At 40.7% G+C, this 13,896-nt stretch carries 18 protein-coding genes; 4 read left to right on the forward strand and 14 right to left on the reverse strand.

The genetic code is table 11. The annotated features are described in order from the left end of the window. Positions 1–26: 26 nt before the first annotated feature. The 6 genes from ACORHV_RS05555 to rpsP form a co-directional block, all read right to left on the reverse strand. Positions 27–365, reverse strand: a complete 339-nt coding sequence (locus tag ACORHV_RS05555; protein WP_001196045.1) for an ATP cone domain-containing protein — start codon at positions 363–365, stop codon at positions 27–29. A gap of 11 nt (positions 366–376) precedes the next feature. Next, entirely contained in the window at positions 377–1,096 is a 720-nt protein-coding gene (gene trmD / locus ACORHV_RS05560) for a tRNA (guanosine(37)-N1)-methyltransferase TrmD (protein ID WP_008289256.1), read from the reverse strand. Continuing rightward, positions 1,086–1,604: a ribosome maturation factor RimM gene (gene rimM, locus ACORHV_RS05565; RefSeq protein WP_001105876.1), complete on the reverse strand. Its 519-nt coding sequence runs from the start codon at positions 1,602–1,604 to the stop codon at positions 1,086–1,088. Before rimM ends, trmD begins: the two co-directional genes overlap by 11 nt. A 618-nt stretch (positions 1,605–2,222) precedes the next feature. Further along, positions 2,223–2,567, reverse strand: coding sequence for a MazG nucleotide pyrophosphohydrolase domain-containing protein (locus ACORHV_RS05570; RefSeq protein WP_000654122.1), 345 nt, complete (start codon positions 2,565–2,567; stop codon positions 2,223–2,225). Between the two features lie 41 nt (positions 2,568–2,608). Further along, positions 2,609–2,848: an RNA-binding protein KphA gene (kphA, locus tag ACORHV_RS05575; protein ID WP_000379615.1), complete on the reverse strand. Its 240-nt coding sequence runs from the start codon at positions 2,846–2,848 to the stop codon at positions 2,609–2,611. 19 nt (positions 2,849–2,867) lie between these two features. Further along, positions 2,868–3,140: a 30S ribosomal protein S16 gene (rpsP, locus tag ACORHV_RS05580; RefSeq protein WP_000268760.1), complete on the reverse strand. Its 273-nt coding sequence runs from the start codon at positions 3,138–3,140 to the stop codon at positions 2,868–2,870. Positions 3,141–3,357: 217 nt separating this feature from the next. On the opposite strand from rpsP, the gene ACORHV_RS05585 reads away from it, so the two are divergent. Together ACORHV_RS05585 and ACORHV_RS05590 are read left to right on the forward strand one after the other, a co-directional pair. Beyond that, positions 3,358–4,164, forward strand: coding sequence for a peptidylprolyl isomerase (locus ACORHV_RS05585; RefSeq protein WP_000731940.1), 807 nt, complete (start codon positions 3,358–3,360; stop codon positions 4,162–4,164). A 27-nt stretch (positions 4,165–4,191) separates the two neighbouring features. Then, positions 4,192–4,431 carry a zinc-ribbon domain-containing protein gene (locus ACORHV_RS05590; RefSeq protein WP_434397713.1) on the forward strand — a complete coding sequence of 80 codons (240 nt, stop codon included), beginning with the start codon at positions 4,192–4,194 and terminating at the stop codon, positions 4,429–4,431. 42 nt (positions 4,432–4,473) lie between these two features. Here the strand turns inward: ACORHV_RS05590 and ACORHV_RS05595 are convergent, their stop codons facing one another. The 7 genes from ACORHV_RS05595 to ACORHV_RS05625 all read right to left on the reverse strand — a co-directional run bounded on the left by ACORHV_RS05595 (position 4,474) and on the right by ACORHV_RS05625 (position 10,970). After that, the gene (locus tag ACORHV_RS05595) at positions 4,474–6,015 is read right to left on the reverse strand and encodes an ABC-F family ATP-binding cassette domain-containing protein (RefSeq protein ID WP_000025360.1); all 1,542 of its coding nucleotides are present in this window, start codon (positions 6,013–6,015) and stop codon (positions 4,474–4,476) included. 1 nt (position 6,016) lies between these two features. After that, on the reverse strand, positions 6,017–6,496 hold the full coding sequence (locus ACORHV_RS05600) for a VanZ family protein (RefSeq protein ID WP_000163102.1): 480 nt from the start codon (positions 6,494–6,496) through the stop codon (positions 6,017–6,019). 1 nt (position 6,497) lies between these two features. Then, a complete protein-coding gene (rlmN, locus tag ACORHV_RS05605) occupies positions 6,498–7,583 on the reverse strand; it encodes a 23S rRNA (adenine(2503)-C(2))-methyltransferase RlmN (protein WP_000804751.1) in 1,086 nt (361 codons plus the stop codon). A 20-nt stretch (positions 7,584–7,603) separates the two neighbouring features. Continuing rightward, complete coding sequence (locus tag ACORHV_RS05610) at positions 7,604–8,134, reverse strand: YutD family protein (RefSeq protein ID WP_001224385.1); 531 nt, start codon at positions 8,132–8,134, stop codon at positions 7,604–7,606. A gap of 155 nt (positions 8,135–8,289) precedes the next feature. Then, positions 8,290–8,895, reverse strand: coding sequence for a superoxide dismutase SodA (sodA, locus tag ACORHV_RS05615; RefSeq protein ID WP_000974733.1), 606 nt, complete (start codon positions 8,893–8,895; stop codon positions 8,290–8,292). A 69-nt stretch (positions 8,896–8,964) separates the two neighbouring features. Beyond that, positions 8,965–10,002 (reverse strand): DNA polymerase III subunit delta, encoded by a 1,038-nt coding sequence (gene holA / locus ACORHV_RS05620; protein ID WP_434397716.1) that lies wholly within the window; start codon positions 10,000–10,002, stop codon positions 8,965–8,967. Positions 10,003–10,034: 32 nt separating this feature from the next. After that, complete coding sequence (locus ACORHV_RS05625) at positions 10,035–10,970, reverse strand: dihydroorotate oxidase (protein WP_084944619.1); 936 nt, start codon at positions 10,968–10,970, stop codon at positions 10,035–10,037. 204 nt (positions 10,971–11,174) lie between these two features. On the opposite strand from ACORHV_RS05625, the gene gdhA reads away from it, so the two are divergent. Both gdhA and ACORHV_RS05635 read left to right on the forward strand, forming a co-directional pair. Next, positions 11,175–12,521, forward strand: coding sequence for an NADP-specific glutamate dehydrogenase (gdhA, locus tag ACORHV_RS05630; RefSeq protein ID WP_000199520.1), 1,347 nt, complete (start codon positions 11,175–11,177; stop codon positions 12,519–12,521). A 31-nt stretch (positions 12,522–12,552) separates the two neighbouring features. Beyond that, on the forward strand, positions 12,553–13,038 hold the full coding sequence (locus ACORHV_RS05635) for a GNAT family N-acetyltransferase (protein WP_278276297.1): 486 nt from the start codon (positions 12,553–12,555) through the stop codon (positions 13,036–13,038). Positions 13,039–13,244: 206 nt separating this feature from the next. Here the strand turns inward: ACORHV_RS05635 and ACORHV_RS05640 are convergent, their stop codons facing one another. After that, entirely contained in the window at positions 13,245–13,889 is a 645-nt protein-coding gene (locus tag ACORHV_RS05640) for a TetR/AcrR family transcriptional regulator (RefSeq protein WP_000444592.1), read from the reverse strand. Between the last annotated feature and the right edge of the window lie 7 nt (positions 13,890–13,896).

Genomic DNA, 13,896 nt, shown 5'->3' on the forward strand with positions numbered 1-13,896 from the left:
ATGTTCTTTGCATCCCACTCTTTTTCTTAACGAATTTGTTCAAAATGAAGATGAACAGCGATATGGTCGCCATAACCACTTCTCTCCAAATCGCGTTGCAAGCGATAAGAGATATAATGTTCTGCGATTGTAATGTAGCCAGCTCCAAGCAAGCGGTGCTCAACCATTGACTGGATCATGCTGATAGTGGCACGTTCTACTTTTGCTTCTTCCAAGTCCAAAACGACTTTTTTAGTAACTTGAGCTAAGTTTTGACGTAGGTCATCAGTCAAAACATAAACTGTTTGGGCTGCTTTTAGAACAGCTTGGTAAATTTTATCTGGATCAAATTCAGCAATTTCTCCATTACGTTTGATTACTTGCATAAGGTTCTCCTTTATTCTTTGTTTTCTTTGATTTCAGCCAGCATCTTTTCTTCTTCGGCTGTCAGTTTATAGTTTTCTAGCAGGTCAGGTCTGCGTTCGTAGGTTTTCTTTAGACTCTCATACAGCCGCCACTGGCGAATCTTTTCATGGTGCCCACTCATGAGCACATCTGGCACGACCATACCTCGATAGTTATAAGGGCGAGTGTACTGAGGATATTCGAGAAGACCCGAAGAAAAGCTATCATCCTGGTGACTAGACTCCTTACCAATCACTTCCGGTATCAATCGCACAGTCGCATCGATCATGGTCATGGCCGCCAATTCTCCTCCAGTCAAAACATAGTCTCCTAGGGAAATTTCATCAGTTACCAAGGTCTTGATGCGCTCGTCATACCCTTCATAATGACCGCAGATAAAGATTAGTTCTTCCTCTTGAGCCAAATCCTCAGCATAAGTCTGATCAAACTGCTTTCCAGCTGGATCGAGGAGAATGACGCGCGGATTTTTCTTTTCAATAGCATCAAAGGCATCGAAAATGGGTTGAGCCCTTAGCAACATCCCCTGACCGCCTCCGTAAGGTTCATCGTCAACATGACGGGCCTTTTCAGCATATTCTCTGAAATTATGATACTGGATATCCAAGAGCCCTTTTTCTCGAGCCTTCCCAACAATCGAGTGTTCCAGCGGAGAAAACATCTCAGGAAAGAGGGTTAAAATATCAATCTTCATCATCTAGTCCTTCTAAGATTTCCACTTCGACCCGCTTGTTTGGAATATCAACATTGAGAACTACTGGCGGAATGTAAGGTAAAAGCAAATCTCGCTTACCTTTTCGCTTTACCACCCAGACATCGTTGGCTCCCGGTTGTAGGATTTCCTTGATAGTTCCTATCAAGTTATCACCCTCGTAAACATCCAAACCGATAATCTCGTGATAATAGAATTCTCCATCATCTAGATCGTTCAAATCTTCCTCGGCGACCTTGAGACTATAGCCCTTGTACTTTTCAATCGCATTGATATGGTACATGTCTTTGAATTTGATAATGTCAAAGTTCTTATGCTTACGGTGACTTGCGATGGTCACTGTTTGGACAAACTGGTCTTTATCATCAAATAAAGCCAGCTCTGCCCCTTTTTTAAACCGTTCCTCAGCAAAATCCGTCACAGACAAGACTCGCATCTCACCTTGTAGACCCTGCGTATTGACGATTTTCCCAACATTAAAGTAGTTCATCTTGTCTCCTGTATCTATTTCTATCCTTTATTTTATCACGTTCCAGGGATTTTCACAAGTTGGAGAAAATCAGCTATAATCCCAAAATTGCTAGTAGTTTCCTCTTTAATGTTAATTTATATTTAAAAGAAGAAATATTTATATTCCCGTTATACATATTACTATAAAATGTATACTCCCCAATTTGACCTTGACTTGTCTTCCATTTCATTCTTAAACTAGGTATAGTCTCAGGTAAATTTGTATAAATCAATAAGCATGTATAATTTTTTAAATTTTTGACTGTATGTATTTTATCTTGAACGACTAAACGATTACTTTTTGAATCATAGATTAAAGAATAAAATTCTACAATTTCAATATCAACTTCTTTTGGATAAAAAATCAAATGGTTATAATGTTTATCATTTTTATTATGTTTAAACTCATAAACATGATGAAATCTCGTATGTAAGTAAGGAATCAAATTCGATTGGTTTAATTGCCTGAATTTCGATATTATTAATATAGGCCTTATTCTGGAAACTAATTTTTAAAATTACACCTATAAAAGTCGAAATCTGTATAATTCGTAATAACCAATCAATATACATCGCCCAGTCTATTTTTAAAAAATAATCAGTGTTCAATATTTCTCAAATCTCCCTTCAAAAATCCTTCCAAATCTCTTTCATGCTGATACTTAATGGCAGACTTCTTATCTTTGTCAAAGATGGTTTTGGTTAGGTCAATATCGTTGATGGCCGCAATTGCAACCGTATAGTGAATGATATCTGCCAGTTCTTTGGCTAGTTCCTCGTTTGAGTCCTGAACGCCCTCTTTTCGACCAGAGCGCCCATTCAAGACCTCAGCTACTTCTCCGACTTCCTCCACTAGTTTGATAAAGAGGCCTTCCTCAGTTCGAGACTGTTGGTAATGTTCGAGTAAGTAAGCTTGTAATTGTCTAAAGGTTAAATCCTTCATCTTCTCCTCCACAAAAAAGCGAGACATCTGTCCCGCTTTCTTTATTTTTCATCGATAACGATTCTTACTTTCTTGTCTTCAGTTGGGACAGAGTAGACAATCGTTCTTATCGCTGAGATAGTGCGACCCTTACGACCGATAACACGACCGACATCGCTTTGGTCAAGATCCAAGTGATACTCCAAAAACTCTGGCGTGTCTTCGATCTTGATAGTTAAGGCATCAGGGTGTGAAATCAAAGGTTTCACAATCGCAATAATGAGATTTTCAATCGTATCCATCTGTCAACCTACTTTAAACTTATTTTGAGAATTTAGAATCGTGGAATTTTTTCAATACGCCTTCTTTTGAAAGGATGTTGCGAACTGTATCTGAAGGTTGAGCTCCATCAGCCAACCATGCAAGAACGCGGTCTTCTTTCAAAGTTACTTGGTTTTCAGCAACAAGTGGGTTGTAAGTCCCAACTGTTTCGATGAAACGTCCGTCACGTGGTGAACGTGAGTCTGCTACGTTGATACGGTAGAAAGGTTTTTTCTTAGAACCCATACGAGTCAAACGGATTTTAACTGCCATTTTTTAATGTCTCTTTTCTTATTTTTTTATTTCGGTGAAATAGCTGAGCTATTTAGCACATGTTCTATTATAGCAGATTTCTGACAGGTGTCAAGAAAAAAACTTGACAGAGTCTTAATTTTTTTAACTACTAGAAATTTTTAGTAAAATCTTTTACATTTGAAATCAAACTCCTTTTAAGGTACAATGGTAGAAATGAATTTTTGAGAGGTTAACAATGAAAAAACTAGCAACCCTTCTTTTACTATCAACTGTAGCCCTTGTTGGATGTACTAGTATCCAACGTGGTCTCCGTGGTGATGAATATGTCGACTCTAGTATCTCTGCTGAAGAAAGCTCAAAAGCAGCTGCTCAGGCTGCCAAAGATTTGAATGACGCTTTGACAAATGACAATGCCAACTTCCCTCAACTTTCTAAGGAAGTTGCTGAAGACGAAGCTGAGGTCATTTTACACACAAATCAAGGCGATATCCGCATCAAACTCTTTCCAAAACTAGCACCTCTTGCGGTTGAAAACTTCCTTACTCACGCTAAGGAAGGCTACTATAACGGCATCACCTTCCACCGTGTCATCGATGGCTTTATGGTTCAAACTGGAGATCCTAAGGGAGATGGTACAGGAGGCCAATCTATCTGGCATGATAAGGATAAAACGAAGGACAAGGGAACTGGTTTCAAAAATGAAATCTCTCCTTACCTATACAATATCCGAGGAGCCCTTGCTATGGCTAACACTGGTCAACCAAACACCAACGGTAGCCAGTTCTTCATCAACCAAAATTCAACAGATATTTCAGCTAAACTCCCTACAAGCAAGTATCCAAAGAAAATCATCGAAGCCTATAAAGAAGGTGGAAATCCAAGTCTAGACGGCAAACACCCTGTCTTTGGTCAAGTCATCGATGGCATGGATATTGTTGACAAAATTGCCAAGGCTGAAAAAGATGAGAAAGACAAACCAACGTCTGCTATCACCATTGATAGTATCGAAGTGGTAAAAGACTACGATTTCAGCAAAAAATAAGCCATCAACAGATAAGGAGACGATGACATGATTTTATTTTGGGGTTCTAAAGGTTATCAGAAAGATTTGGGACATACGCAAACAGCGATCGAATGTGGTCACTGTAACAATGTCGACACATGGGAGATCGTAGAAACTGGACGCAAATTTACCCTCTACTGGATTCCACTTTTTCCTTATGGTAAAAGTTACTTCGTTTCTTGTCCGATTTGCCACTACGGTAAAGAAATTGAGAAATCTGAAATTGAAAACTATTTAAATTACTAGTCAAAAAAGCCAAGTCATTTCGACTTGGCTTTTTTAGCACCTTTAAGTTAGCTTGTTAAAGTCCCAGATTTGGTCCATCCAGCCTTCATAAAAGTCTGGTTCGTGGCAAACCATTAGAATACTTCCTTTGTATTCTTTAAGCGCCCGTTTGAGTTCATCCTTGGCATCTACATCCAAGTGGTTGGTCGGCTCGTCCAGCACTAAGACGTTATTTTCACGGTTCATCAAGAGACAGAAACGCACCTTGGCCTGTTCCCCACCTGACAAGACTTGAATTTGACTTTCGATGTGCTTGGTTGTCAAACCACAACGAGCAAGGGCCGCACGAACTTCTGCCTGATTGAGTGCAGGAAAGGCATTCCAGACAGCTTCAAGAGGGGTTTGACGATTGCCACCTTCTACTTCTTGCTCAAAGTAACCAAGTTCTAGGTAATCACCGCGTTCAACTTCCCCAGCGATTGGCGGAATAATGCCCAAGAGAGACTTCAAGAGGGTTGTTTTCCCGATACCATTTGCCCCGATAATAGCAACCTTTTGATTGCGTTCAAAGGTGAGGTTTAAAGGCTTAGTCAGAGGACGGTCATAACCAATCTGCAAGTCCTTGGCTTGGAAGATAAAACGCCCTGGCGTACGAGCTGTTTTGAAATCAAAGGATGGTTTTGGCTTCTCACTTTGCAGTTCGATAATATCCATCTTGTCGAGTTTCTTTTGACGGGACATGGCCATATTACGCGTTGCAACACGCGCTTTGTTTCGAGCCACGAAATCCTTGAGGTCTGCAATCTCTTTCTGTTGGCGTTCGTAGGCTGCCTCCAGTTGAGATTTCTTCATAGCATAGACTTCTTGGAACTGGTAATAGTCACCAGAGTAACGCGTCAGCTGTTGATTTTCCACATGGTAGACGATATTGATTACGTCGTTGAGGAAAGGAATATCGTGCGAAATAAGGACAAAGGCATTCTCATAGTTTTGGAGATAACGCTTGAGCCAGTCAATGTGTTCAGCATCCAAGTAGTTGGTTGGCTCGTCAAGCAACAAAATATCTGGTTTTTCAAGGAGGAGTTTAGCCAAAAGCACCTTGGTTCTTTGTCCACCTGATAAGGCTGTTACATCTGTATCCATGCCATAGTCCATGACACCCAGAGCACGCGCTACTTCATCAATCTTAGCATCCAAAGTATAGAAGTCACGACTCTCCAAACGGTCTTGTAGTTCGCCAACTTCTTCCATGAGCGCGTCGATATCCGCTCCGTCTTCAGCCATTTCCATATAGAGGTCATTGATACGAGCTTCTGCTTTAAATAGCTCATCAAAGGCTGTACGCAAGACATCACGCACGGTTTGACCTTCCTTTAGTACAGCGTGCTGATCCAGATAGCCAGCAGTCACATATTTGGACCACTCCACCTTCCCTTCATCTGGTAACATCTTACCAGTCACGATGCTCATAAAGGTTGATTTCCCTTCACCATTGGCGCCGACTAGACCGATATGTTCTCCCTTGAGGAGACGGAAGGACACATCTTCAAAAATTGCACGGTCACCAAAACCGTGACTTAAATTTTTAACTTCTAAAATACTCATTCTAATTCCTTATCTTGTTTTTATGCAGTCCTTTATAGAGGACCCAAGCCAGATAGCCTCCCAGGGTATTGGTCCACAAATCATCAATCTCAAAGACGCGATTAAAATCAAAGAAAAAGTCTAAGACCAGTTGCGTGCACTCGATTCCTAAACTCAGTAGAAAGCTGAGAAGGATGATTTTTTTGGTTTGTCGCAAGTTTGGGCAGAGATAGATCAGTTGAAAGACTAGTGGGAAAAGCAAGAAGACATTTAAAATGTTCTGCAAAAAGATCCAAAGGACTTGTCCCAAACTAGTCACTTCACCCAGTTTCCAAAAGGAGTTTAAGGGAGTTAAAAGAAAAACCAGGCGTCCAAAAGTTTGAATACCTGGAGTTTCCACTCCTGTAGGAAGTTGAGGTTGGGGAGTAAAACAAAAACAGACAATGCAAAGACTGTAAATAGCCACTCCCAATCTTAAGATTAATTCTCTTTTTTTAGTCATTTTATGGATTTACCGCTGCGACTGCCTTCTGGCGGTCACGTTTCATTGTATTGGAGCGTAATTGTCCACAAGCTGCATCAATATCTGTACCATGCTCTTGACGGACAACACAGTTGACCCCTTTTTTCTTGAGGGTATCGTAGAAGGCCATCACGCGCTCTTTAGGACTACGGCTATATTGGTCATGTTCACTAACTGGGTTATAGGGAATCAAGTTTACATAAGACAATTTCTTGATATTCTTGAGCAATTCAGCCAATTCCAAGGCTTGTTCAACACCATCGTTGACTTCATTGAGCATGATATATTCAAAGGTCACACGGCGATTGGTTGTTTCGATATAGTACTCAATAGCTGCAAAGAGCTTTTCAATCGGAAAGGCACGGTTGATCTTCATGATGCTTGAGCGCAATTCATTATTGGGTGCGTGAAGAGACACAGCCAGATTGACCTGTACGCCTTCATTAGCAAAGTCACGAATTTTATGGGCCAAACCTGAAGTTGAAACAGTGATGTGACGAGCACCGATAGCCATCCCCTTGTCATCATTGATGGTGCGGACGAAATTCAACACATTGTTGTAGTTATCAAATGGTTCTCCAATTCCCATGACAACAATATGACTGACACGCTCGTCCTGACCACGCTCATCAAAATATTTCTGAACCAGCATGATCTGCGCTACAATTTCACCGTTATTAAGATCACGTTGCTTCTTAATCAAGCCTGACGCACAGAAGGTACAACCAATATTACAGCCAACCTGAGTGGTCACACAGACTGACAAACCGTAGTGTTGACGCATGAGTACTGTCTCAATCAACATGCCATCTGGCAACTCGAAAAGATACTTAACAGTACCGTCAGCTGACTCTTGTACGATGCGTTGTTTCAATGGATTTACGACAAACTGCTCATTGAGCTTGGCAATCAAATCCTTGGAAAGGTTGGTCATTTCTTCAAATGACTGGACACGTTTACGGTAGAGCCATTCCCAAATCTGATCTGCTCGGAATTTCTTTTCTCCTTGTTCTAACACCCATTCTTGCATGGCTTGACGTGTTAAACTATAAATAGACGGTTTCATCTCTTCTCCTTATTCTCTATCTATTTCTGACGAATGACAAAATGGCGCTGTCCCTTGTCCTCTTTCTGAGACTTTTGGTCCTTATGACGACGTCTATTTCGCTTATCCGCATTTGGTTTTCTCTTGTTTTGCGAAGGTTTCTTTCCTCTTCTAGGAAGATTCTCCTCTTCCTTTTTACGTATTTTCTTGTCAAATGAAGCACGCTTAGGTGCTTGGTTTTCTAGGACAAAATAAGCACAACCATAACTACAGTACTCCAAAAGATAATCCTGTAAGCGACTGATTTTTTCAATTTTTTCCTCTGTTCGATCGTCTTTGTAAAAACCTCGTAGGCGAAGCTGTTCATTGCTCCAGTCCCCTACGACATAATCAAACTTGGTCAACACTTCTGAAAAGCGCTGATTAAAGACGGTCACATCGAAAGCCTCCTTGATATTTTCAACCAAGGTAAAAGCAATCCCTTCAGTCTCAACTTTATCCCCATTTATCTGAAATTCTGGGCCAGGAAACTTGTTATAATTGTATAATTCAGGTGAAATTTCTTTACGCATAGTCTTCCTTTTCCACGATTACTTAACACTCTATTTTACCATATTTTCTACAAGTTGGCACGAATATCCTGAAAATGAAAAAAGTCTGACGATTCTGTCAGACTTCTGCTTGAAAACCTTAAAAAGAGAAGAACAATTCTTCCCTCCATATTTTATTATTTAGCTGCTGCGTAAAGCTCGTCTACCTTGTTCCAGTTAATCACTGAGAAGAAAGCTTTGATGTAGTCAGGACGCACGTTGCGGTATTTCACGTAGTAAGCATGTTCCCAAACGTCCAAGCCCAAGATTGGTTTTTTACCTTCTGAGATTGGTGTATCTTGGTTTGCTGTTGAAGTCACTTCAAGCTTCCCTTCTTTGTTGACAACCAACCATGCCCAGCCAGAACCAAAGCGTGTTGTAGCTGCTGCTGTAAAGGCTGCTTGGAACTCTTCAAATGAACCAAATGTTGCGTCGATTGCTGCTGCAAGTTCTGCTGAAGGGGCAGTCTTTTCAGGAGTCATCAATTCCCAGAAAAGAGCGTGGTTCAAGTGTCCACCACCATTGTTGATAAGCGCTTGGCGGATATCAGCTGGGATAGATTCTACATCAGCAAGCAAAGCTTCAAGGTCTTCACCGATTTCAGGGTGTTTTTCAAGAGCAGCATTGGCATTGTTGACGTAGGTTTGATGGTGCTTGTCATGGTGCAAGTGCATTGTTTCAGCATCGATGTATGGTTCCAAGGCGTCATACGCGTATGGAAGGTCTGGTAAGATAATAGCCATCTGTAATACCTCTTTTTCTTTCTATAAGAAAATGATAACGCAATCATCCTCTTTTTTCAAGTTTTTTGCTCAATTTGCTTCAGCCGCGATCTGCAAGAGTGCCTTTTCAAACAAGTAACTTTTTTCATAGACACCTGTCTTAATCTGGTAGTCTGTTTCAATCAAATAAGAAATCGCTTGCTTGAGAAAAGCCAAGGAAATCCCTCTCGAATCTCTTAATGCGAACTTGATTTGATAAGGATTAGGATTGCGTCCCAAATAAGTCCCCAGACTGCTTACAATCTGCGATTCCGTTTGACCAGAATCTGATAAGATTTTCACTTGGGTAAAGGTTCGGAACTGTCCTAACATGACAGCTATGAGCTTGATTTCGTCTTCCCCTTGCAGGGTCAAGTCTCTGACCAAGTCACGGGCCTGATCAATCTTCTTAGCTAAAATAAACTGAGTTAAGTCGAAAATATTGTCCTGAAGAGTCTTGGGAATGGCTTCGATAATATCCTTTTCCTCAATCACATCGCCTGGCTTATAAGACTGTAAAAAGAGGAGATTTTTCTGGATTTCGCTAAATTGAAAACCAGACTTGATGAGTAGATTTTCAAAGGATTGCCCCACAAACTGCAGACCTTGTGTCTGACTCCATTTTTGGAAATACTGGCGCAATTCTTGTTCCTTGGGTTCAATAGCATCAAAGACAGTCGCATCTCGTTTGAGCAATTTGACCAGCCGTCTTTTACTATCCAACTTTCCTTCCACAAAAATCAAGAGTTTAGTCGTCGGTGAAGGGTTATCAAGGTATGCCTCAAACGACTTGAGCTCATCATCTGTTAAAAAACGTTTCTTGGCTGTTGTAATATCGACAAAATGGTCTAATATCACGATTTTTTCATCCGCAAAGAAAGGGAGACTGACCAACTCCAACTCTAAGTCTTTATAGGCTACTTCTTTCATATCAAAGTAAGCAAAATTGAGATCAGCTGGATCATAACCAATCTGTTTCAACACTTGACTCTTCATAACTTCAAACTGGCCCTGGTCTGTCCCTGTAAATAGAATCAAGCTAGATAAATTTGATAGAGATACCTTTTGACTCTCTTCTATGGCTAGCATCTTCTCTCCTTTCTTCTGATTTTTTTCTAACTTTAATCAATATAGCGCAATTTCCCACGGAAATCTTCTAGGTTCTCGTACCCTTTTTCCGCCATAATAGCTTTCAGTTCATTGGTAATGCGTTCAAAAGCACTGATACCTTCTTTGTGAAGAGTGGTCCCTACTTGCACCATACTCGCACCGCAGAGGATATGTTCAAAGGCATCACGCCCCGTTAAAACGCCACCCGTTCCGATAATTTGGATTTGGGGATTTAAACGTTGGTAAAAGGCGTGCACATTCGCTAGAGCGGTCGGTTTGATATACTCTCCACCAATTCCACCAAAACCATTCTTAGGACGAATCACGACCGACTCGTCTTCTATATAAAGGCCGTTTCCGATAGAGTTAACACAGTTAACAAACTTGAGCGGGTATTTGTTGAAAATAGCTGCCGCTTGATCAAAGTGAACAATATCAAAATAAGGTGGCAATTTGATTCCAAGAGGTTTGGTAAAGTAGGCAAATACTTCTGCCAAGATACAATCTGTTGTCTCAAAATCATAAGCAATCTGAGGTTTTCCTGGAACATTTGGACAAGAGAGATTAAGCTCTGTCAGTCCTTTGAATTCACTCTCTTGCACTTTTTTCAAGATGGTATGTGTTTCTTCTGGAGACATGCCAACTAGAGATAGGAAGAAAGTTCGGTTTGGCTCTTTTTCCTGCAAGTCCAAAAGATAGTTCAAATAGTAGTCTAAGCCATTATTTGGTAAGCCCATGGAGTTGATAGAACCAAGTGGAACATTCTGGTATCGTGGCTCAGGATTGCCCTGACGAAAGTCCAAGGTCGCAGTCTTCGTAACAAAAGTACCCGCCGCTGAGTTTTTGACTCCTTCAAGCTCTTCTATCGTCATACAAGCCACACCCGCCGCATTCATCAAGCAATTGTCAAACTCAAAGCCAGCTATTTGTGTTTTCGTTGATACCATGATTCTGATCCTCCAGATTCCTTTTATTTCTAATATTATACCATACTTTAAGATTTTCTCTTTGAGAAACTAATTTCTATATAAAACGTTCGGTTTTGTAAATTGAAAGAATTTTTAGAAAATTTCTGTTTTTTTCTTTACACTCAAAAAAAATTCTGCTATAATGGCTCATGTAATAAAATATAACAACAAAAGGAGAACGATATGACATCTGCTAAAGACTATATCCAAAGCGTGTTTGCAACTGTGAAAGCTCGTAACGGGCATGAGGCTGAATTTCTCCAGGCGGTTGAAGAATTCTTCAGCACTTTGGAACCTGTATTTGAAAAACATCCCGAGTATATCGAAGAAAACATCTTGGCACGCATCACTGAGCCTGAGCGCGTGATTTCTTTCCGTGTTCCTTGGGTTGACCGTGAAGGTAAAGTCCAAGTCAACCGTGGTTACCGTGTTCAATTCAACTCAGCTGTTGGACCATATAAAGGCGGACTTCGTTTCCACCCAACTGTAAACCAAGGGATCTTGAAATTCCTCGGTTTCGAACAAATCTTTAAAAACGTCTTGACTGGACTTCCAATCGGTGGAGGTAAAGGGGGATCAGACTTCGATCCTAAAGGTAAGACTGATGCTGAAGTGATGCGCTTCTGCCAAAGCTTTATGACAGAATTGCAAAAATACATCGGACCATCTCTTGACGTACCTGCTGGTGATATCGGTGTTGGTGGACGTGAAATTGGTTACCTATACGGACAATACAAACGTCTTAACCAATTTGATGCGGGTGTCTTGACTGGTAAACCTCTTGGATTTGGTGGTAGCTTGATTCGTCCAGAAGCAACTGGTTATGGTTTGGTTTACTACACTGAAGAAATGCTCAAAGCTAATGGTAACAGTTTTGCTGGTAAGAAAGTGGTTATTTCAGGTTCTGGTAACGTAGCTCAATACGCTCTTCAAAAAGCAACTGAACTTGGCGCTACTGTTATCTCTGTATCTGACTCAAATGGTTATGTCATCGACGAAAATGGTATTGACTTCGATCTTTTGGTTGATGTTAAAGAAAAACGCCGTGCTCGTTTGACTGAGTATGCAGCTGAGAAAGCAACTGCTACTTACCATGAAGGTTCTGTATGGACTTACGCTGGTAACTACGACATCGCTCTTCCATGTGCGACTCAAAACGAAATCAACGGTGAAGCAGCTAAACGTTTGGTTGCTCAAGGCGTTATCTGTGTATCTGAAGGTGCTAACATGCCTAGTGACCTTGATGCGATTAAAGTCTACAAAGAAAACGGAATCCTTTACGGTCCTGCCAAAGCTGCCAACGCTGGTGGTGTAGCTGTATCAGCGCTTGAAATGAGCCAAAACAGCCTTCGCCTTTCATGGACCCGTGAAGAAGTTGATGGACGCCTCAAAGACATCATGACAAACATCTTCAATACAGCTAAAACAACTGCTGAAACATACGGTCTTGGTACTGACTACCTTGCAGGAGCAAATATCGCTGCCTTCGAAAACGTAGCAAACGCTATGATTGCACAAGGTATTGTTTAATTAGTCGATACATCCTATTGGAGGACAAATGATGAACTTACGGCCAATGGAAGTGAGAGACAATTCAGCTGTAGCGCAGCTCATTCGAGCCAGCCTAGAAGAATTCGGGCTTGACAAACCAGGAACTGTCTACTTTGATTCTCATCTAGATCATTTGGCCGACTATTATCAACAGCAAGAGAGAGCAGCTTACTTTGTTCTGGAAGATGAAGGACAGCTGGTTGGCTGTGGTGGCTTTGCACCTGTGTCTGATAAGATTGCTGAATTACAAAAACTGTACGTCACTAAGAATAGCCGTGGCAAAGGTTATTCCAGCAGGTTGATAAAGCGGATATTCCAGGAAGCCCGTCTAGCTGGTTATGAACAGCTTTATCTAGAAACCTCTACTGAACTGGCTACGGCTGTGGCCATCTATCAACACTATGGTTTCAGATCACTGCAACAACCACTTTCTAACGCCGCCGGCCACCCAGCTATGAATATCTGGATGATAAAATCCCTCTTGTCAGATGAATAGATGGCAGTATACTATGATCAACTCGAAGACATCAGGATCAAGATCCTCCACACAGTTAAAACAACTTTTAACAATGTAGCCAAGGCTATGATAGTTAAGGTATTGTTTAAGATTCATTTGCTTAATCCTCAATCATTATGATTGGGGATTTTTATGTTGGCTTCAAAAAAGCTCACTATTTAAAATAGTAAGCTTAAAATCAAGATTTATTTTACTTCTACTAAGGCAAAAGACAGACATTCAACTATTTCATTTACTGCTTCATCTATGTCTAGGTCCTCATTATCATTCAACATCATTGGAAGAGCATAAGAAAGACTCAAGGCTAAAATATAGCGAACAATTCTTTCGTTTGACCAATCTCGGATAACACCATTCTCTTTAAACTGATTCAGAACTGGACTAATTGACTTAATGATAGAGTGAACAATAACATTCCCTAACTGGTCAGAAGTAGTTTCATCAATAAAAGAACGACTCAAGAGAATTTTAACTTGCATTTGATTCTCCTGAATGAAAACTAGTCTATCTCGAACAATGCTTCTCAAAAACACTGGAAAACTCTCTTGGCTTGCTGTAAATTTCTTCTCAGAAAAATCAGCAATTACATCTGGAATAACCTGTTCGAGAAAAGTTGACAGAATAGCCTCTAAGATGCCTTCCTTGGTCTTAAAGTAACTAAAAACGGTCCCTTCTGAAACTCCAGCCTCCTTAGCAATAAGGCTGGCTGTTGTATTTTCAAAGCCAATTTCTGAAAATAGCTTTAGACTTGATAATAATACTTGACGTTGTTTTAAACTCAAGTTGCTATTTTCTAATGTCTGAGCATACTTTTGTTCTAAACTTTCCATTGCTGGC

It is taken from the genome of Streptococcus sp. KHUD_016, from assembly GCF_051106465.1.
Lineage (GTDB): Bacteria > Bacillota > Bacilli > Lactobacillales > Streptococcaceae > Streptococcus.